This is a genomic window from Streptomyces sp. NPDC107517, assembly GCF_055582645.1.
On record NZ_JBVJPM010000004.1, the window covers coordinates 185,295 to 203,995 of the forward strand.

17 protein-coding genes are annotated in these 18,701 nt (G+C 70.9%); 9 read left to right on the top strand and 8 right to left on the bottom strand.

Annotated elements, in window-relative coordinates:
• Positions 1 to 4: 4 nt before the first annotated feature.
• Together ACZ67T_RS11740 and ACZ67T_RS11745 are read right to left on the bottom strand one after the other, a co-directional pair.
• On the bottom strand, positions 5 to 2,404 hold the full coding sequence (locus ACZ67T_RS11740; RefSeq protein WP_469983353.1) for a cation-translocating P-type ATPase: 2,400 nt from the start codon (positions 2,402 to 2,404) through the stop codon (positions 5 to 7).
• A 145-nt stretch (positions 2,405 to 2,549) separates the two neighbouring features.
• Positions 2,550 to 2,816, bottom strand: coding sequence for a DUF2530 domain-containing protein (locus tag ACZ67T_RS11745; RefSeq protein ID WP_469983355.1), 267 nt, complete (start codon positions 2,814 to 2,816; stop codon positions 2,550 to 2,552).
• A gap of 191 nt (positions 2,817 to 3,007) precedes the next feature.
• Here ACZ67T_RS11745 and ACZ67T_RS11750 point away from each other — a divergent pair, with 191 nt between their 5' ends.
• Positions 3,008 to 4,453, top strand: a complete 1,446-nt coding sequence (locus ACZ67T_RS11750) for an NCS2 family permease (protein WP_469983357.1) — start codon at positions 3,008 to 3,010, stop codon at positions 4,451 to 4,453.
• A 70-nt stretch (positions 4,454 to 4,523) separates the two neighbouring features.
• Here ACZ67T_RS11750 and ACZ67T_RS11755 read toward each other — a convergent pair whose 3' ends face one another.
• Positions 4,524 to 4,706 carry a ribbon-helix-helix protein, CopG family gene (locus ACZ67T_RS11755; RefSeq protein ID WP_266562974.1) on the bottom strand — a complete coding sequence of 61 codons (183 nt, stop codon included), beginning with the start codon at positions 4,704 to 4,706 and terminating at the stop codon, positions 4,524 to 4,526.
• 165 nt (positions 4,707 to 4,871) lie between these two features.
• On the opposite strand from ACZ67T_RS11755, the gene ACZ67T_RS11760 reads away from it, so the two are divergent.
• Both ACZ67T_RS11760 and ACZ67T_RS11765 read left to right on the top strand, forming a co-directional pair.
• Positions 4,872 to 5,309: a MarR family winged helix-turn-helix transcriptional regulator gene (locus ACZ67T_RS11760; protein WP_100595753.1), complete on the top strand. Its 438-nt coding sequence runs from the start codon at positions 4,872 to 4,874 to the stop codon at positions 5,307 to 5,309.
• 58 nt (positions 5,310 to 5,367) lie between these two features.
• A complete protein-coding gene (locus tag ACZ67T_RS11765) occupies positions 5,368 to 6,711 on the top strand; it encodes an MFS transporter (protein ID WP_469983359.1) in 1,344 nt (447 codons plus the stop codon).
• Positions 6,712 to 6,728: 17 nt separating this feature from the next.
• On the opposite strand, the gene ACZ67T_RS11770 is transcribed toward ACZ67T_RS11765, so the two are convergent.
• Positions 6,729 to 7,226 (bottom strand): GNAT family N-acetyltransferase, encoded by a 498-nt coding sequence (locus ACZ67T_RS11770; RefSeq protein WP_469983360.1) that lies wholly within the window; start codon positions 7,224 to 7,226, stop codon positions 6,729 to 6,731.
• A 17-nt stretch (positions 7,227 to 7,243) separates the two neighbouring features.
• Here ACZ67T_RS11770 and thpR point away from each other — a divergent pair, with 17 nt between their 5' ends.
• Positions 7,244 to 7,822, top strand: coding sequence for an RNA 2',3'-cyclic phosphodiesterase (thpR, locus tag ACZ67T_RS11775; protein ID WP_469983362.1), 579 nt, complete (start codon positions 7,244 to 7,246; stop codon positions 7,820 to 7,822).
• 161 nt (positions 7,823 to 7,983) lie between these two features.
• Here thpR and ACZ67T_RS11780 read toward each other — a convergent pair whose 3' ends face one another.
• Positions 7,984 to 8,979 carry an aldo/keto reductase gene (locus tag ACZ67T_RS11780; protein ID WP_469983363.1) on the bottom strand — a complete coding sequence of 332 codons (996 nt, stop codon included), beginning with the start codon at positions 8,977 to 8,979 and terminating at the stop codon, positions 7,984 to 7,986.
• 30 nt (positions 8,980 to 9,009) lie between these two features.
• Positions 9,010 to 9,702 carry a GDSL-type esterase/lipase family protein gene (locus ACZ67T_RS11785; protein WP_469983364.1) on the bottom strand — a complete coding sequence of 231 codons (693 nt, stop codon included), beginning with the start codon at positions 9,700 to 9,702 and terminating at the stop codon, positions 9,010 to 9,012.
• A gap of 70 nt (positions 9,703 to 9,772) precedes the next feature.
• Between ACZ67T_RS11785 and ACZ67T_RS11790 the strand changes: the two genes are divergently transcribed.
• A complete protein-coding gene (locus ACZ67T_RS11790; RefSeq protein WP_469983366.1) occupies positions 9,773 to 10,747 on the top strand; it encodes a WD40 repeat domain-containing protein in 975 nt (324 codons plus the stop codon).
• Between the two features lie 144 nt (positions 10,748 to 10,891).
• Here ACZ67T_RS11790 and serC read toward each other — a convergent pair whose 3' ends face one another.
• On the bottom strand, positions 10,892 to 12,010 hold the full coding sequence (gene serC, locus ACZ67T_RS11795) for a phosphoserine transaminase (protein WP_469983367.1): 1,119 nt from the start codon (positions 12,008 to 12,010) through the stop codon (positions 10,892 to 10,894).
• Positions 12,011 to 12,154: 144 nt separating this feature from the next.
• Positions 12,155 to 13,087, bottom strand: coding sequence for a LysR family transcriptional regulator (locus ACZ67T_RS11800; RefSeq protein WP_469983369.1), 933 nt, complete (start codon positions 13,085 to 13,087; stop codon positions 12,155 to 12,157).
• A gap of 237 nt (positions 13,088 to 13,324) precedes the next feature.
• Here ACZ67T_RS11800 and ACZ67T_RS11805 point away from each other — a divergent pair, with 237 nt between their 5' ends.
• The 4 genes from ACZ67T_RS11805 (at position 13,325) to ACZ67T_RS11820 (ending at position 18,698) form a co-directional block, all read left to right on the top strand.
• The gene (locus ACZ67T_RS11805) at positions 13,325 to 14,350 is read left to right on the top strand and encodes an EamA family transporter (RefSeq protein WP_469983774.1); all 1,026 of its coding nucleotides are present in this window, start codon (positions 13,325 to 13,327) and stop codon (positions 14,348 to 14,350) included.
• Between the two features lie 174 nt (positions 14,351 to 14,524).
• A complete protein-coding gene (locus tag ACZ67T_RS11810) occupies positions 14,525 to 15,319 on the top strand; it encodes a TIGR03084 family metal-binding protein (RefSeq protein ID WP_469983371.1) in 795 nt (264 codons plus the stop codon).
• Complete coding sequence (locus tag ACZ67T_RS11815) at positions 15,316 to 17,103, top strand: acyclic terpene utilization AtuA family protein (protein WP_469983373.1); 1,788 nt, start codon at positions 15,316 to 15,318, stop codon at positions 17,101 to 17,103. The genes ACZ67T_RS11810 and ACZ67T_RS11815 overlap by 4 nt, the downstream gene beginning before the upstream one ends.
• Positions 17,100 to 18,698 (top strand): acyl-CoA carboxylase subunit beta, encoded by a 1,599-nt coding sequence (locus ACZ67T_RS11820; protein WP_469983375.1) that lies wholly within the window; start codon positions 17,100 to 17,102, stop codon positions 18,696 to 18,698. Before ACZ67T_RS11815 ends, ACZ67T_RS11820 begins: the two co-directional genes overlap by 4 nt.
• Positions 18,699 to 18,701: the final 3 nt, after the last annotated feature.

The following is an 18,701-nucleotide window of genomic DNA, read 5'->3' on the forward strand; positions in this document are numbered from 1 at the left end:
AGTCCTAGACGGGAAAGCGGCGGTCGACCCAGCGCCATGCGAATTCCAGGGCGACCGCCGCCACCGCCGCGATGCCGACCGCCGTCCACGGCATCGACGCGCCCACCAGCTTCAGTGCGAAGAAGTCCTGGAGCCACGGCACCACGAGGACGAGCAGGAACGCCGCACCCATCGCGGCCACCAGGCACACCCGCCACCAGGTGTAGGGCCGCGCGATGATGGCGAGGACCCACATCGAGACGAGGAACAGCGTCAGCGTCGCCGAACTCGTCTCGGCGTCGAGCGAGCCGGAGCCCGTGTAGTAGTGCCGGGCGATCACGTACGTCACGAAGGTGGCCGTTCCGGCGACGACGCCGCCCGGGATCGCGTACCGCATCACCCGCTTCACGAACTGCGGTTTGGCCCGCTCCTTGTTGGGCGCGAGTGCCAGGAAGAACGCGGGGATGCCGATCGTCAGCGTCGACAGCAGCGTCAGGTGCCGCGGCAGGAACGGGTACTCGATCTGGAAGCAGACCACGAGGACGGCGAGCAGCACCGAGTAGACCGTCTTGACCAGGAACAGGGACGCGACGCGCGTGATGTTTCCGATGACGCGGCGGCCCTCGGCGACGACCGACGGCAGCGTGGAGAAGCTGTTGTTGAGGAGCACGATCTGCGCGACGGCTCGGGTCGCTTCCGAGCCCGAGCCCATGGAGACGCCGATGTCGGCGTCCTTGAGGGCGAGCACGTCGTTCACTCCGTCGCCCGTCATCGCGACCGTGTGCCCGTGGGACTGGAGCGCACCGACCATGTCACGCTTCTGCTGCGGGGTGACGCGGCCGAACACCGTGTTCTCGTCGAGTGCCTTGGCCATCCCGGCCCGGTCGTCGGGGAGCGTGCGGGCGTCGACCGTGTCCTGCGCGCCCGCGAGGCCCAGCTTCCCGGCGACGGCGCCCACCGACACCGCGTTGTCCCCGGAGATGACCTTCGCGTGGACGTCCTGGTCGGCGAAGTACCGCAGCGTGTCCGCCGCGTCGGGCCGCAGCCGCTGCTCCATCGCGACCAGGGCGGCGGCCTGTGCGCCCTCCTTGACCGCCGGGTCGTCGAGGTCGCCACGGGCGCGGGCGAGCAGCAGGACACGCAGGCCCTGGTGGTTGAGCTCCTCGGTCTCGGCGAGCACGGGGTGCCCGGCAGGCAGGAGGACGTCGGGCGCGCCCAGCAGCCACGCACTGTTCGTTCCGTCGCCCTCGCTGAACGCGGCGCCGCTGTACTTGCGGGCGGAGGAGAAGGGCAGCGACTCGGTGCAGCGCCACTCCTCGCTGTCGGGGTAGGCGTCGATGATCGCCTGGAGCGAGGCGTTGGGCCGTGGGTCGGACTCGCCGAGCGCGCCGAGGACCTTGCGCACGTAGTCCTCGTCGGCGCCGCCGAGCGGGCGCAGCTCGGTGACGTCCATGCCGCCCTCGGTGAGGGTGCCCGTCTTGTCGAGGCAGACGGTGTCGACGCGGGCGAGGCCCTCGATGGCGGGGAGTTCCTGGACGAGGCACTGCTTGCGGCCGAGGCGGATCACGCCGATCGCGAAGGCGACGGACGTGAGCAGGACGAGCCCCTCGGGGACCATCGGCACGATGCCGCCGACAGTCCGCGCGACGGAGTCCTTGAAGTCGTTCTCCTTGACCACGAGCTGGCTGATGACGAGGCCGATCGCGGTCGGGACCATCATCCAGGTGACGTACTTGAGGATGGTCGAGATGCCGGTGCGCAGCTCGGACTGGACGAGGGTGAAGCGGCTGGCCTCCTCGGCGAGCTGCGCCGCGTATGCCTCGCGGCCGACCTTCGTCGCGGTGAACGCGCCGCCGCCGGCGACGACGAAGCTGCCGGACATGACCGGGTCGCCGTGCTTCTTGACGACGGGGTCGGCCTCGCCGGTGAGCAGGGACTCGTCGATCTCCAGGCTGTCGGCCTCGGCGCACACACCGTCCACGACGATCTTGTCGCCGGGGCCGATCTCGATGAGGTCGCCGAGGACGATCTCGGAGGTGGAGATCTCGGTGGCCTGCCCGTCGCGCCGGACCGTCGGTTTCGCCTCGCCGATGACGGCGAGCGAGTCGAGGGTCTTCTTGGCGCGCAGCTCCTGGATGATGCCGATGCCGGTGTTCGCGAGGATGACGTAGCCGAAGAGGCTGTCCTGGAACGGCGCGACGAACAGCATGATCAGCCACAGGACGCCGATGATCGCGTTGAACCGTGTGAAGACGTTCGCGCGCATGATCTCGGTGGCCGAGCGGGAGCTGCGGACCGGTATGTCGTTGACCTCGCCGCGCGCGACGCGGTCGGCCACCTCGGCGGTGGTGAGCCCCCTCGCCCGCCCGGGGACCGGCACCGGGTGGACCGGGTCCAGCTCGGCGCCCGCGTCGATGTGCGTCATGCAAACGACAGTACGGGCGGATTTGCGGCTTCACCCCTCGGGTGCGCCAAAGATCCGACCAGGGGAGGACATGGCGGCGAGGGGGCCGGTCCCCTGGTGGTACGCGGGCGGTTCGCCGGCCGCTGTCCGGGTGCCGGGCCGGCCGCTACTCGGGTGCCGGGCCCGCCCCGGCGGCCGCGCGCTTGAGTGCCGCGTCGCGCCCCCGTACGTACCAGATGCCGATGAGTCCGAGCCCGGCGCCGGCCAGGCAGGTCCAGATCCACCAGGTGTGGCCGTGGTCGTCGAACCAGCCGTAGAACGGCAGCTGCACCAGGAAGAGGACGAACCACAGGATCGTGCCGCCCGTGATGGTGGCGACCACGGGCCCTTCAAGGGGCTCGGGTGCCTCGTGCTTGGGGGTCCACTTCTCCATGGGCACAGCTTACGAGGAGCACGAAACGACGTCTTCAGTCACCCCGGAACCCTTATGGGTCAAGGGTCTACGCGCGGAGATAGCGATTTCTTGCTCATATGTTCATACTGAAACGGCCTGAGTCTGGCCACTTCTGTTCGTAGAAAACGCCAAAAGGCGCCCCCACCAGCACACCGATTCAGAGGTCATCCATGTCCAGCTCGGCCCCCGCACCGGTCGATCTCATTGAGCCGCCGTCGCCCCCGCAGAGCGGCCTCGACCGCTTCTTCAAGATCTCCGAGCGGGGCTCGACGGTCAGCCGTGAGATCCGCGGCGGCTTCGCCACCTTCTTCGCGATGGCCTACATCATCGTGCTGAACCCGATCATTCTCGGCAGCGCGAAGGACATGTACGGGCACCAGCTCGACAACGGCCAGCTGGTCACCGCGACCGCGCTCACCGCCGCCTTCACGACCCTGCTCATGGGCGTCATCGGCAACGTCCCGATCGCGCTCGCCGCCGGACTCGGCGTGAACACGGTCGTCGCCCTGCAGCTCGCGCCCCGCATGTCGTGGCCCGACGCGATGGGCATGGTCGTCCTCGCGGGCTTCGTCGTGATGCTCCTGGTGGCGACCGGCCTGCGCGAGCGCGTCATGAACGCCGTGCCGCTCGGCCTGCGCAAGGGCATCGCGATCGGTATCGGCCTGTTCATCATGCTGATCGGCCTGGTCGACTCGGGCTTCGTCTCCCGCATCCCGGACGCCGCGCACACCACGGTGCCGCTCCAGCTCGGCGCCGACGGCCACCTCAACGGCTGGCCCGTCCTCGTCTTCGTGCTCGGCGTGCTGCTGACCCTCGCCCTGATCGTGCGCAAGGTGCCGGGCGCCATCCTGATCTCCATCGTCGTCATGACGCTCGTCGCGATGGTCATCGACGCCGTCGCCCACGTCCCGAGCTGGGGTCTGACGACGCCCAAGTGGCCCGGCAACCCGGTCGAGATGCCGGACTTCGGTCTGGTCGGCAAGGTCAGCCTGTTCGGCGGCTTCGACAAGGTCGGCCTGCTGACCGGCATCCTCTTCGTCTTCACCGTGCTGCTGTCGTGCTTCTTCGACGCGATGGGCACGATCATGGGCGTCAGCGACGAGGCCAAGCTGACCGACAAGGACGGTCAGATGCCCGGCATGAACAAGGTCCTCTTCATCGACGGCATCGCCGTCGCCGCGGGCGGAGCCTCGTCCTCCTCGGCCACCACCTGCTTCGTGGAGTCCACCGCCGGTGTCGGCGAGGGCGCGCGCACCGGTTTCGCCAACGTGATCACCGGCGGTCTGTTCGCCGTCGCGCTGTTCCTCACGCCGGTCGCCACGATGGTCCCGTCCCAGGCGGCCACGCCCGCGCTGCTCGCGGTCGGCTTCCTGATCCTGTCGGGGTCGATCGGGGCCATCGACTGGAGCGACTACACGATCGCCATCCCGGCGTTCGTGACGATGATGATGATGCCGTTCACCTACTCGATCACCAACGGCATCGGGATGGGCTTCATCAGCTTCACCCTGCTGCGGGTCGCGGCGGGCCGCGCCCGTACGGTGCCGGTCGCGATGTACATCGTCGCTGCGGTCTTCGCCTTCTACTACCTGATGCCGGCGCTGGGTCTGACCTGAGCACCCTGAAGGGGCGCCGGGGGCGCGGGGAACCGCGCGACCGGCCACGGGCGGCCCGCGGGCGGAGGAGTCAGGCCGCCCCGTAGAACTTCTCTGTCTCCTCGACGGACGTGGCAAAGCGTTCGTCGAAGTCGTCTCGAATGAGCGTCCGGACCACATAGTCCTGGACGCTCATTCCTCTTTTGGCGGCGTGGGTCTTGAGCCGGTCGAGCAGCTCACCGTCCATCCGCAGGCTGAGCACTGTCGATCCCATGCGCAACAGGGTCGCGGGCCCTTGTCCGCCCGTGTGTCACTTTTCGTGGCCACATCACTCATACGGGTGACGAAGGGTGCCCCGAAGGATTCAGTGGGGGGAGTCGCGGGAACGTCGCGGGAACCCGGTTGGTCTTTAGAGAGAGTAATGAGTTAAGCTAAGGACATGCCGGACCTCTCCCATGGCGACGACGCGGCCGCGGTGAACGCACTGCGCTCAGCGGTGATGCGCCTGTCGCGCCGACTCAAGCACCAGCGGGTCGACGAGTCGCTGAGCCCCACAGAAATGTCGGTGCTCGGCACCCTCGCCCGCTGCGGCAGCGCGACTCCGGGTGAACTCGCCCGCAAGGAGCACGTGCAGCCGCCGTCGATGACCCGCATCGTCGCGCTGCTCGAAGCCAAGGGGCTCGTCCGGCTGGAGCCGCATCCCGAGGACCGGCGACAGAAGGTCGTCACCTCCACCGAGCAGGCCGAGGCCATGCTCGAAGAGAGCCGCCGCAAGCGCAACGCGTGGCTGGCCTCGCTCGTGGAGAACCTGGACGAGGACGAGTGGGCCAAGATCCGCGCCGCCGCCCCCGTCCTGGAGAAGCTCGCCCACCTGTAAGGCCCTTCGGGGCGTACGTTGACCTGCCGTTCACGGCCGCCAAGGAGGCGAACCCGCATTGAGTACGGGACCCGGAGCAGACTCCGCCCCCGCACCAGCCGCCCTCGACAAGACCGACCGCCCCCGCAAGAGCTCGATGTTCAGCTCGCTGAAGATCCGTAACTACCGGCTCTTCGCGACCGGGGCCGTCGTCTCCAACACCGGCACCTGGATGGCCCGCATCACCCAGGACTGGCTGGTGCTCAGCATCACCGGCTCCTCGGCCGCCGTCGGTATCACCACCGCCATGCAGTTCCTGCCGATGCTCCTGTTCGGCCTCTACGGCGGCGTCATCGCCGACCGCTTCGCCAAGCGGAACCTCCTGTTCGTCACCCAGGGCGCCATGAGCCTGTCCGGGCTCTTCCTCGCCACGCTCACGCTCACCGGGAACGTCCAGGTCTGGCACGTCTACCTCGCGGCCTTCTTCACCGGCCTCGTCACCGTCGTCGACAACCCGACCCGCCAGTCCTTCGTCTCCGAGATGGTCGGCCCCGACCAGGTCCGCAACGCGGTCAGCCTGAACTCGGCGAACTTCCAGTCGGCACGCCTGATCGGTCCCGCGGTCGCGAGCGGACTCACCGCTGCCGTCGGTCCGGGCTGGGCGTTCCTCGCCAACGGCCTGTCCTTCCTCGCCCCGCTCACCAGCCTCTGCCTGATGCGCACCCGCGAGCTGCACCACACCCCGCGCTCCCCGCGCGGCAAGGGCCAGCTCCGCGAGGGCCTCCACTACGTCTCCAAGCACCCCGAGCTGATCTGGCCGATCGTCCTCGTCGGCTTCGTCGGCACGTTCGGGTTCAACTTCCCGATCTGGCTGAGCGCCTACGCCGACGACGTCTTCCACGGCGGGGTCGGCATGTACGGCATCTTCAACACGCTCATGGCCCTCGGCTCGCTGGCCGGCGCGCTGCTCGCCGCGCGGCGCCGCTCCACCCGGCTGCGCGTCCTCGCCGGAGCCGCGGTCGGCTTCGGTGTCCTGGAGGTCGTGGCCGCGTTCGCGCCCGACGTCTGGTTCTTCGCGCCGCTGATCGTGCTCCTCGGCATCCTCGGCCTCACGGTCAACGTGACCGCGAACTCGTCCGTCCAGATGGCCACCGACCCGGAGATGCGGGGCCGCGTCATGTCCCTGTTCATGATGGTGTTCACGGGCGGTACGCCGCTCGGCGGGCCCCTGTTCGGCTGGCTCGCCGACCAGTACGGGGTCCGGATCAGCTTCGCCATCGGCGGCCTCGTGTGCGCCACGGCCGCGCTCGGCGTCGGACTGATGCTGGCCCGCGCCGCGAACCTGCGGCTCAAGCTCGACCTGCGCCGGGGGCAGCAGCACGTGCAGTTCGTACCGCGCGAGCACCTGGCCACGGCGGCGTGAGCGCGGAGGTCTGACCGTCAGACGCGCCGGGCCAGGACCTGGCCCGGCCACACGCCGTCGGGCCCGGTGAACGACTCGGTGCGGACGAAGCCGTTCGCCTCGTAGAACGCGACGAGCTTGCCGTCGTCGCCCGCGTAGCAGTCGACGCGCAGGAGCGGGACGCCCGCCCTGCGCGTCTCCTGTACGGCGTGGGCGAGCAGCGCGGCGCCCGCCCCGCTGCCGTGCCGGGCCGCGAGCAGATGGACGTAGCGCTCGGGCTCACCGGCCGGCTCCACGTACGAGCCGGGCCCCTCGGAGAGCGTGAGCGTGCCGACCGGGGTGCCGTCGGTCTCCGCGATCCACGGCACGCCCTTGGCCACGTACTCCTCGACCATGGCCACGGCCCGCGGACGTTCTGACCAAGGTCTCTCGCCCCATTGCCCCGTGCGGCCCTGTGACACCAGCCACTCCATGGCGCCGTCGAACAGGCCGACTATCGCGGGGATATCCGCTGTGCCGCCCTTTCTGATCTCCATACGGGGACACTAGCCGGGTGAGACTTTTCGCAGCAGTGCTTCCGCCGGACGGGGCGTTGGACGAACTGGGGCGCGCCGTCGGCCAGTTGAAGGGGTCCCGCGACCTCGAAGGGGCCGAGGGCCTGAGGTGGACCGGCGTCCCCGGCTGGCACTTCACGCTCGCCTTCTACGGGGACGTGCCCGAGGACACCGTGCCCGAACTGTCACGCCGCCTGGAACGGGCGGCGGCCCGCACCGCGCCCTTCCCGCTCGCCCTCCGCGGCGGCGGGCACTTCGGGGACCGGGCCCTGTGGGTGGGCGCGTCCGGTGACGTGGCGGCGCTGCAGCGCCTCGCCGAGCGGGCCGGGGCCGCGGCCCGCAAGGCCGGCCTCGACACGGAGGAGCACCGCCACTACCGGCCGCACCTCACGCTGGCCCGTGGCTCCGGCACCGTCCACCTCAAGCCGTACGCGGACGCCCTCGACTCCTTCACCGGCGAGGAGTGGACGGTGGGTGAGCTGGCACTCGTACGGAGCAGGCTGCCGACGTCCGGGGTGCGCGGCGAGCGGCCCCGCTACGAGAAGGTCGGGGGCTGGCCGCTTTCGGCCACGGGTTAATCTCGAAGCGTGGACCCGAAGAGCCGTAACCGGATCATGGCCGTTGTGCTGATACTGATGTTCGCCGTCGTCGCAGTGGCGGCCGCGGTCGGAAAGTGACCGCGGCCGCGCCGCGCCGTACCCGCGGCCGCGCTGCCGTCAGGCCGCGTGAGGCACCGGCTCTACCAGGCGAAAGCCTCCGGTGAAGGCCCCGGGCCCGGGAAGATCTCGTTCAGGCCCGTGAGGACCTCCTCGCTCAGTTCGAGCTCGACCGCGCGCAGCGCCGAGTCGAGCTGCTCCGAGGTGCGCGGGCCGACGATGGGGCCGGTGACGCCGGGACGGGTCAGCAGCCAGGCCAGCGCCGCCTCGCCGGGCGCGAGGCCGTGTTTGTCGAGCAGGTCCTCGTAGGCCTGGAGCTGGGCGCGCGTCTCCGGGTTCGCGAGCGCGTCCGCGGCCCGGCCGCTCGCGCGCCGTCCGCCCTCGACCTCCTTCCTGATGACCCCGCCGAGCAGACCGCCGTGCAGCGGCGACCAGGGGATGACCCCGAGGCCGTACTCCTGCGCGGCCGGGATGACCTCCATCTCGGCGCGACGCTCCGCGAGGTTGTAGAGGCACTGCTCGCTGACGAGCCCGAGGCGCCCGCGCGCGGCCGCCTTCTCGTTGGCCTGGGCGATCTTGTAGCCGGGGAAGTTCGACGACCCGGCGTACAGGATCTTGCCCTGCTGGATCAGGACGTCGACGGCCTGCCAGATCTCCTCGAAGGGGGTCTCACGGTCGACGTGGTGGAACTGGTAGATGTCGATGTAGTCCGTCCCCAGCCGCTTGAGGCTGGCCTCGACGGCGCGGCGGATGTTGACCGCGGAGAGCTTGTCGTGGTTGGGCCAGGGCGAATCGGTGCCCGCGCCGGCCATGTTGCCGTAGACCTTCGTGGCCAGGACCGTCTTGTCCCGCCGGTCGCCGCCCTGGGCGAACCAGCTGCCGATGATCTCCTCGGTACGGCCCTTGTTGTCGCCCCAGCCGTAGACGTTGGCGGTGTCGAAGTAGTTGATCCCCGAGGCCAGCGCCGTGTCCATGATCGCGTGGCTGTCGGCCTCGTCGGTCTGCGGGCCGAAGTTCATCGTGCCGAGAACGAGCCGGCTGACCTTGAGTCCTGTGCGTCCGAGCTGCGTGTACTTCATGAGTCCCCAGCCAACGGCGTGGAGTGGACTCTAGGCAAGGCCCCCGGGCGATGCGCCCACCGGACCCCACGCCTGACGCATCGCCAGGGCGAACGTGTCCGCGAGCTTGCGCTCACCGCTCGCGTTCGGGTGCGTGCCGTCGTACGTGTCCTGGTGGATGTCGTACGACTCCGGCACCGACGCGAGGAGCAGAGGGGAGGGGCCCGAGTCGAGGTCGGCGACCGCCTTCGCGAGGAGCGTGTTGAAGTGCGCGACCTCCGCGGCGAACGGCGCGTCCGTCTCGGCGCGCACGTTCGGGATGACCGGCAGCAGGACCATCCGCACCCGCGGGTTCGCGGCGCGGGCCCCGGCGACGAAGCGGCGCACGTTCTGCGCGGTCTGCTCCGCGTTCGTGTAGAAGCCGAGGTCGATCAGGCCGAGCGAGATGAGCAGGACGTCGGTGCGGGCGAGCGCGACCGCCTCCTCGATGACGGGCGCCATGTGCAGCCAGCCCTCGCCCCAGCCCGCGAGATGGGCGCGCGGGAACGCGGGGTCCGCGTCCGCGTAGTCGTGCGACACCGCGGCGTTCGCCGTCTTGTCGTAGAGCGCCTCGCGCGGGCCGGCGATCTCGAACGCGCCGTCGCCGTACGCGGCCCGCAGATGCTGCCACATCCGGTAGCGCCAGGTGAGTTCGCCCGCGCTGCCTATCGTCATCGAGTCGCCGACGAATGTGAACCTGAGCATCCGCTCATCATCGCGGATCACGGGCGGGCGGAGTGTGTGACGCTGAGCACGCCCTGGCAAGCTGGGGGGCATGCGTTCGTTTCTGGGTGCGGCCGGGGCCGCCGTCGTTCTCGCGTTCGGTGCCACCGCTCCCGCCGTGGCGGACGACCCCGGCAGTGACGGGTTCACCATCAAGGACCCGCGGATCACCGAGTCCAGCGGCCTGGCCGCGTCCCGGATCCACCCGGGCATCTACTGGACCCACAACGACAGCAGCGACGGCGCCTACCTGTACGCGATCGACGGCAGGACCGGCAAGACCGTCGCCACCCTCACCCTGACCGGCGTCGGCGCCCCGCGCGACGTCGAGGCCATCTCCATCGGCCCCGACAACGACCTCTACGTCGGCGACATCGGCGACAACCTCGGCGGCAAGTGGTCCCACGTGTGGATCTACAAGCTGCCGGAGCCGAAGGAACTGCGCGACCAGACGGTGCGGGCGACGCAGTTCACCGTCCAGTACGCCGACGGGCCCCGCAACGCCGAGGCGCTGATGGTCCATCCGAAGACCGGCCGCGTCTACATCGCCGAGAAGAACGAGGACGGCGGCGGCCTCTACGAGGGCCCCCGGAACCTGTCCTCGTCGGGCACGAACGTCTTCCGCCGCGTCTCCGGCATCGACCTGTGGGTGACGGACGGCGCGTTCTCGCCCGACGGCGAGCACCTCGCCCTGCGCGGCTACTTCGGCGGGATCTCGTACGCGTGGAAGGACGGCAAGCCCGAGCGTGAGGGGCAGTTGAACGTGCCGGTGCAGCCGCAGGGCGAGTCCGTCACCTACACCGCCGACGGGAAGACGCTGCTCTACGGGAGCGAGGGCAGGGGCAGTTCGGTGGAGCCCGTACAGGCCGCGGACGGGTCGGGCGGAGACTCGAAGTCGCCCTCGGCGGACGGCGATTCGGGCGACGGGCGCATTCACACGGGCCTCAGTGCGACCGCGGTCGGGCTCATCGCCGTGGTGATCGCCGTGTTCGGGATCGGGCGGCTGCTGCGGCGTCCCAAGAAGTAGCCCAGAAGCAGCCCGAGAAGCAGCCCGAGAACGAGCCTGAGAAGTGACTGTTCATCGAGGACCCGTACCTCGTGGTGCACGCACTACGCCGATGGGGCGCCCGGCGCAGTGCCGGGCGCCCCATCGGCGTCAGAACCGTTGTGACTAGAGCTTCTCGATCACGTAGTCGATGCACTTCGTCAGCGCCTCGACGTCCGCGGGGTCGATCGCCGGGAACATCGCGACGCGCAGCTGGTTGCGGCCCAGCTTGCGGTACGGCTCCGTGTCCACGATGCCGTTGGCGCGCAGCGCCTTGGCGACCGCGGTCGCGTCGATCTCGTCCGAGAAGTCGATCGTGCCGATGACCTGCGAACGCTTCGCGGCGTCCGTGACGAACGGCGTCGCGTACTTCGAGTCCTCGGCCCAGCTGTACAGGCGCGTCGAGGAGTCCTTGGTGCGGGCCGTCGTCCAGGCGAGACCGCCCTGGCTGTTCATCCACTCCAGCTGCTCACCGAGCAGGAACAGCGTCGCGAGCGCCGGGGTGTTGTACGTCTGGTTCTTGCGGGAGTTGTCGATCGCCGTCGGCAGCGAGAAGAACTCCGGGATGTGGCGGCCCGACGCGTGGATGCGCTCGGCGCGCTCCAGGGCGGCCGGCGAGAACGCCGCCAGCCACAGACCGCCGTCCGACGCGAACGACTTCTGCGGGGCGAAGTAGTAGACGTCCGTCTCGGCGATGTCGACGGGCAGGCCGCCGGCGCCGGAGGTCGCGTCCACCAGGACGAGGGCGCCCTCGTCGGCACCGGCCACGCGCTTGATCGGGGCGGCGACACCGGTGGAGGTCTCGTTGTGCGTGAGGCCGTACACGTCGACGCCCGCCTCGGCCTGCGGCTCGGGGTGCGTGCCGGGCTCGGAGGTGATGACGGTCGGCTCGGCCAGCCACGGGGCCAGCTTCGAGGCCTTCGCGAACTTGGACGAGAACTCGCCGAAGTTCAGGTGCTGCGACTTGTTCTCGATCAGGCCGTGCGTCGCCACGTCCCAGAAGGCGGTGGAGCCGCCGTTGCCCAGGATCACCTCGTAGCCGTCGGGGAGCTGGAAGAGGTCCTTGACCCCTTCGCGCACCCGGCCGACCAGGTTCTTGACCGGGGCCTGGCGATGGGAGGTGCCGAGCAGGGACGTGCCGGTGGCGGCCAGGGCGTCCAGCGCCTCCGTGCGCACCTTGGAGGGGCCCGCGCCGAAACGTCCGTCGGCGGGCTTGATGTCAGCGGGAATCTGGATCTCAGCCACGGGGCGAGCCTAGCCGCTCGCGGGAGCCCGGAATCACCGTGTCCGCCCGGTGAGACTCGCGTCCCGCCGCGTGGCTCCGTCCCGGACCCCGCTCCTCGAACGCCGGAGGGGTTGGTTCCGCCGGACGCCATGACCTCCGGAGTCTCACTCCATGGACCGGGTTCCGTCGGACGGTACGACCTCGTGGGCGAGTTCCACCAGGTCCCGTACGGCGGGGTGGCGTGGGCCGGCGTCGCGCCAGGCGAGCACGACAGGCAGGTCGGGGGCGTCGGTCAGCGGGACGTAGGCGACCCCCGGGTGCGGGTGCATGCCGGGCGTGGCCGTCGTCGTGACGCCCACCGCGCGGTCGGCCGCGATGGCCGCGAGCCAGTCGTCCGTGTTCGCGACGGTGATCGTCGCGGTGGGCCGCGCGGCGGGCGGCCAGAGGTCGAGGGCGGTGGTGCCGGAGACGGTGTTCACGGCGATCGTGTGACCGGAGAGGTCGGCGAGGGTGAGCGCGCCGCACGCGGCGAGAGGGCTGTCGGAGGGTACGGCCGCGACCCGGCTCTCCGTGTGCAGGAGGTCGGTGGCCAGGCCCGGCGCGTCCACGGGCCCGCGCAGCAGCGCCACGTCCACGGCGCCGCGGGTGAGTCCGGCCGTGCGGTCGTCGATGCGCAGGAGTTCGAGCGGTACGTCGGGATACCGCTCGCGCCAGCGCCGCAGCAGGGGCGTGGTGTACGGGCCCGCCGCCGACCAGGCGTGCCCGACCCGCAGCGGCCGCCGCACGGCGCGTACGGAGTCCAGGGCGTCCTCGAACGCGGCGACGGCGGCAGCCGCGCTCTCCTGGAAGGCCCTGCCTTCGGCGGTCAGGGCGAGGTGGTGGGTGGAGCGGTCGACGAGCCTTGTGCCGAGTGCGTCCTCGAGGGTTGCGAGGGTGCGCGAGACGGCGGGCTGGGTGAGGCGGAGGCGGGCGGCGGCGCGTGTGACGTTGCCCTCCTCGGCGATGGCGAGGAAGCAGCGCAGATGGCGCAGCTCCAGCGAGTGGAGGGCATGCGGACCGCTCATGTCTGCGGAGCATAACGGGAGCGCAGCAGGCATTTCACGGACCGTGGACGGCGGTCCTAGCGTGGCAGGTGGGCCTGCGTCGCGCTGGACGCGACGGGCGGTGAACCGTCAGCCGTAAAGGGGGTCCACGATCATGACGCGGTGTACTACCTTGGACGGTGAAGTCCACCCTGTTGAACTGTGGGGGGTGGCGGTGAAAGGGAAGGCTCAGACGTGAACGTCTCACGTACCGACCGGGCGGCGACCGGCGCCGACGCGGCGGCCGCCGCACTGGTGCAGCCGGAGGCCGTGGTGGCGCAGCCGGAGGTGGCGGGCGCTCCCGCCGCACCCGGGGGTGCCGCGCCGGGCGGCTCCCGCTGGGGCGCGCTCGGCCCGGTCGGACTCGTGCTCGGCGGCTGTGTGTCGGTGCAGTTCGGCGCGGCCGTCGCGGTGACGCTGATGCCGCGCGCCGGGGCGGTCGGCGTGGTCACCCTGCGCCTGGTGTTCGCCGCGCTCGTGCTGCTCATCGTGTGCCGGCCGAAGCTGCGCGGTCACTCGCGCGCCGACTGGGGCACCGTCGTCGCCTTCGGTGTCGCCATGGGCGGCATGAACATGCTCTTCTATCAGGCGGCGGAGCGGATCCCCCTGGGTCCGGCCGTCACCCTCGAGGTGCTCGGCCCGCTCGCCCTGTCGGTCTTCGCCTCCCGCCGCCTGGTCAACGCGATCTGGGCCGGCCTCGCGCTCTGCGGTGTCTTCCTCCTCGGCGGGGGCGGCTTCGGCGGACTCGACCTGGTCGGCGCGGCCTTCGCCGTCTCGGCGGGCGGCATGTGGGCTGCGTACATCGTCTTCAGCGCCCGTACGGGCCGCAGGTTCCCGCAGGCGGACGGTCTCGCCCTCGCGATGGCCGTCGCGGCCGTGCTCTCCCTGCCGCTCGGCATCGCGGCGTCCGGCCCGAAGCTCGTCGTGCCGTCGACGCTGGCCCTCGGCGCGGCCGTCGCCGTCATGTCCTCGGTCCTCCCGTACACCCTCGAACTCCTCGCCCTGCGCCGCCTGCCCGCGTCCACCTTCGCGGTCATGATGAGCCTGGAACCGGCCATCGCCGCGCTCGCCGGATTCCTCATCCTCGACCAGGCCCTGTCCGCCGTCGGCGCCCTGGCGATCGCCCTGGTCATCGCGGCCAGCATCGGCGCGGTGCGCACACAGGTGGGCCGGGGGCGGGCGAAGGTACCCGACGCGGAGGCCATGAAGGCGTCCGCGCCGAAGGCCGGGAACGTGCCCGAACCGGAGCTCAAGCAGGCCGGACGGCAGGCTGGTTGACGCGGGAGCGCGGCGGACGTCGGCGGCGGGCCGAACAGGCCGCGCGCCGCCGCCCGTCGCCCCCGGTTTTCCATTCCCTCCCCCTGTTCAATTTTCATACAAGCACGCTTGATTGTTTCTCCGGGCACTGCCATGCTCCGGGGCACGCCGTCGTGCCCCGGAGGGGAGCGCATCGTGTCCGACCCGTTGGCCGTGCTCGAGGATCTGCGCAGTGAGAGCGCCGAACTCGACCGGATCGTCAGTGAGCTGAGCGAGGACCGATGGGCCCTCGCCACGCCCGCGCCCGGCTGGAGCGTGGCCCACCAGATCGCGCATCTGGCCTGGACCGACCGCTCCGCCCTGCTCGCCGTCACGGACGCCGACGCGTTCGCCGCCCTCGTGCGGGAAGCCGTCGCCGCGCCCGACGCCTTCGTCGACGCGGGGGCGGAGGAGGGCGCCGCGCTGCCGCCCGCCGAACTGCTCGCCCGCTGGCGCACCGGCCGCGAGGAACTGCTCCGGGCCCTGGTCGCCGCCCCCGCAGGAATGCGTTTTCCCTGGTACGGGCCGCCCATGTCGGCCGCATCCATGGCGACGGGCCGCCTCATGGAGACCTGGGCACACGGTCAGGACGTGGCCGACGCGCTCGGCGTCGGACGGGGGCCCAGCGACCGGCTGCGGCATGTGGCCCGCATCGGGGTCCGGGCACGCGACTTCGCCTTCGCCGTACGCGGGCTGACCCCGCCCGCCGAGGAGTTCCGCGTCGAACTGACCGCCCCCTGCGGCGACCTGTGGACGTACGGGCCCGAGGGCGCGGCGCAGCGCGTGACGGGATCCGGGCTCGACTTCTGCCTGCTGGTGACGCAGCGGGCGCACCGCGACGACGTCGACGTACGGGCCGAAGGCGCCGACGCCGACCGGTGGCTGGACATCGCCCAGGCCTTCGCGGGACCGCCGGGAGCGGGGCGCGAGGCGAAGGGGGCCGGACGGTGACCGAGGACGTACTGCGCATCGGCAACGCCTCCGGGTTCTACGGCGACCGCTTCGACGCCCTGCGCGAGATGCTCGAAGACGGCCCCCTCGACGTCCTGACCGGCGACTACCTCGCCGAACTGACCATGCTCATCCTGGGCCGCGACCGCCTGAAGGACCCGGCGCGCGGTTACGCCCGCACGTTCCTGCGCCAGCTGGAGGAGACCCTCGGCCCGGCGCTCGACCGGGGCGTGAAGATCGTCGCGAACGCGGGCGGACTGAACCCGGCCGGACTCGCCGACGCCCTACGGGAGTTGGCGAGCCGTCTCGGCCTCCACGCGCGCGTGGCGCACGTCGAGGGCGACGACCTCGCCCCGAGCGGACGCTACCCGGGTGCCCTCACCGCCAACGCCTACCTCGGCGGCGCCGGGATCACCGCCTGCCTCGCGGCCGGCGCCGACATCGTGGTCACCGGCCGCGTCACCGACGCAGCCCTGGTCACCGGACCCGCGGCCTGGCGCTTCGGGTGGGAGCAGGACGCGTACGACCGCCTCGCCGGGGCCGTCGTCGCCGGGCACATCCTGGAGTGCGGGACCCAGGCCACGGGCGGCAACTACTCCCGCTTCACCGGGCGGGCCCGCGATCTGCGGCGCCCCGGCTTCCCCCTCGCCGAGCTCCACGAGGACGGCTCCTGCGTCATCACCAAGCACCCCGGCACGGGCGGGTTCGTGACGGTGGGGACGGTGACGGAGCAGCTGCTCTACGAGACCGGGGGCGCCCGGTACGCGGGGCCCGACGTGACCGCGAGGCTGGACACCGTACGGCTCACGCAGGAGGCCCCGGACCGCGTCCGCGTGGACGGAGTGCGCGGCGAGGCACCACCCCCCACCTTGAAGGTCGGCCTCAACCGGCTCGGCGGCTTCCGCAACGAGGTCGTGTTCGTGCTGACCGGGCTCGACATCGAGGCCAAGGCGGCGCTCGTGCGGGAGCAGATGGACGACGCGTTCGACCGGGCCAAGTCCCGCCCTGCGCAGGTGACGTGGGAGCTGGCGCGCACGGATCGGGCGGACGCGGACACCGAGGAGACCGCGAGCGCGCTGCTGCGGCTCGTCGTCCGGGACGGCGACGCGGACGCGGTGGGCCGCACCCTCAGCAGCGCCGCGATCGAACTGGCCCTCGGCAGCTACCCCGGCTTCCATGTGACGGCCCCGCCCGGTAAGGGCGCGCCGTACGGGGTGTTCGAGGCGGCGTACGTGGACCGGGGCGAGGTCGAGCAGGTCGCCGTACTGCCGGACGGCGAGCGGAAGTCGATCACGTACGACGGCCCCACGCGCGCGCTGACGGACGTGGAAGAACCACCCCTGCCCGCGCCTCTGCCACCCGGCCCCACCCGGCGCGCCCCCCTCGGCCTCGTCGCGGGCGCCCGCAGCGGCGACAAGGGCGGGGACGCGAACGTGGGGGTGTGGGTGAGCGGGAGCGAGGGCGGCTTGGACGGTGACCGGACCGGAGGCGGGGACGGAGCCGGAAGCGGGGGCGGAGCTGCAGTTGGAGCCGGTGGCGGGGACGAGGCCTGGCGGTGGCTCGTGCATGAGATGACAGCTGACAGATTTCAGAATCTGATAACTGAAAGCCGTCATCTGACAGTTGTCCGGCACGTGCTGCCCAACCTCCGCGCCCTCAACTTCACCGTCACCGGCCTCCTCGGCCAGGGCGTCGCCTCCCGGCACCGTTTCGATCCTCAGGCCAAGGGGCTCGGCGAGTGGCTGCGCTCCCGTCATCTGGACATACCGGAGGTCCTGTCGTGACCGTTCTCGCCTCGGCCCTGGACGTCGGCGGTGCCGACTTCGCCGCTCACCGCGAGGCCATGATCGGCAAGCTCGACGCGCTCGACGCCGAGCACGCCAAGGCGCTTGCGGGTGGCGGTGAGAAGTACGTTCAACGGCACCGCAAGCGCGGCAAATTGCTCGCCCGCGAACGTATCGAACTGCTCCTCGACCCCGACACGCCCTTCCTCGAGCTCTCCCCGCTCGCGGCCTGGGGCAGCGACTACGCCGTCGGCGCCTCCCTCGTCACCGGCATCGGCGTCGTCGAGGGCGTCGAGTGCCTGGTCACCGCGAACGATCCGACGGTGCGCGGCGGAGCCAGTAACCCCTGGTCGCTGAAGAAGGCCCTGCGCGCCAACGAGATCGCGTTCGCCAACCGGCTGCCCTGCATCAGCCTCGTCGAGTCCGGCGGCGCCGATCTGCCCTCCCAGAAGGAGATCTTCATCCCGGGCGGCGGCATCTTCCGCGACATCACGCGCCTCTCGGCCGCCGGGATCCCCACCGTCGCCGTCGTCTTCGGCAACTCCACCGCCGGCGGCGCGTACATCCCCGGCATGTCCGACCACGTGATCATGGTCAAGGAGCGGGCGAAGGTCTTCCTGGGCGGGCCGCCCCTGGTGAAGATGGCGACCGGCGAGGAGAGCGACGACGAGTCCCTCGGCGGCGCCGAGATGCACGCCCGTGCCTCCGGGCTCGCCGACTACTTCGCGCTCGACGAGCGGGACGCGATCCGGCAGGCGCGCCGCGTCGTCGCCCGTCTCAACCACCGCAAGGCGTACGCGGATCCGCAGCTCGTGGAGCCGCCCAAGTACGACAGCGACGAACTCCTCGGCATCGTGCCCGGCGACCTCAAGGTCCCCTTCGACCCGCGGGAGGTCATCGCCCGGATCGTGGACGGTTCGGACTTCGACGAGTTCAAGCCGCTGTACGGGTCGAGCCTGACAACGGGCTGGGCGTCCCTGCACGGCTATCCGGTCGGCATCCTCGCCAATGCGCAAGGGGTTCTCTTCAGCGAGGAGTCGCAGAAGGCCGCCCAGTTCATCCAGCTCGCCAACCAGCGCGACATCCCGCTCCTGTTCCTGCACAACACCACCGGCTACATGGTCGGCAAGGAGTACGAGCAGGGCGGCATCATCAAGCACGGCTCGATGATGATCAATGCCGTCAGCAACAGCCGCGTGCCGCACCTGTCCGTCCTCATGGGTGCCTCATACGGCGCCGGGCACTACGGGATGTGCGGGCGGGCCTTCGATCCCCGCTTCCTGTTCGCCTGGCCGAGCGCCAAGTCGGCCGTGATGGGGCCGCAGCAGCTCGCCGGCGTCCTGTCGATCGTGGCCCGCCAGTCCGCCGTCGCGAAGGGGCAGCCGTACGACGATGAGGCGGACGCGGCGCTGCGCGCGATGGTGGAGCAGCAGATCGAGTCCGAGTCCCTGCCGATGTTCCTTTCCGGGCGGCTGTACGACGACGGGGTCATCGACCCGCGCGACACCCGGACCGTGCTCGGCCTGTGCCTGTCCGCGATCCACACGGCGCCCGTGGAGGGCGCGCGCGGTGGATTCGGCGTGTTCCGGATGTGAGGC

Excerpts from the sequence above, each read along its gene's own strand:
- ACZ67T_RS11750 (WP_469983357.1), top strand. The coding sequence starts at position 3,008 with ATGTCCAGCTCGGCCCCCGCACCGGTCGATCTCATTGAGCCGCCGTCG.
- ACZ67T_RS11755 (WP_266562974.1), bottom strand. The coding sequence starts at position 4,706 with ATGGGATCGACAGTGCTCAGCCTGCGGATGGACGGTGAGCTGCTCGAC.
- ACZ67T_RS11745 (WP_469983355.1), bottom strand. The coding sequence starts at position 2,816 with ATGGAGAAGTGGACCCCCAAGCACGAGGCACCCGAGCCCCTTGAAGGG.
- ACZ67T_RS11740 (WP_469983353.1), bottom strand. The coding sequence starts at position 2,404 with ATGACGCACATCGACGCGGGCGCCGAGCTGGACCCGGTCCACCCGGTG.
- ACZ67T_RS11770 (WP_469983360.1), bottom strand. The coding sequence starts at position 7,226 with ATGGAGATCAGAAAGGGCGGCACAGCGGATATCCCCGCGATAGTCGGC.
- ACZ67T_RS11785 (WP_469983364.1), bottom strand. The coding sequence starts at position 9,702 with ATGCTCAGGTTCACATTCGTCGGCGACTCGATGACGATAGGCAGCGCG.
- ACZ67T_RS11760 (WP_100595753.1), top strand. The coding sequence starts at position 4,872 with ATGCCGGACCTCTCCCATGGCGACGACGCGGCCGCGGTGAACGCACTG.
- ACZ67T_RS11790 (WP_469983366.1), top strand. The coding sequence starts at position 9,773 with ATGCGTTCGTTTCTGGGTGCGGCCGGGGCCGCCGTCGTTCTCGCGTTC.
- ACZ67T_RS11800 (WP_469983369.1), bottom strand. The coding sequence starts at position 13,087 with ATGCCTGCTGCGCTCCCGTTATGCTCCGCAGACATGAGCGGTCCGCAT.
- ACZ67T_RS11780 (WP_469983363.1), bottom strand. The coding sequence starts at position 8,979 with ATGAAGTACACGCAGCTCGGACGCACAGGACTCAAGGTCAGCCGGCTC.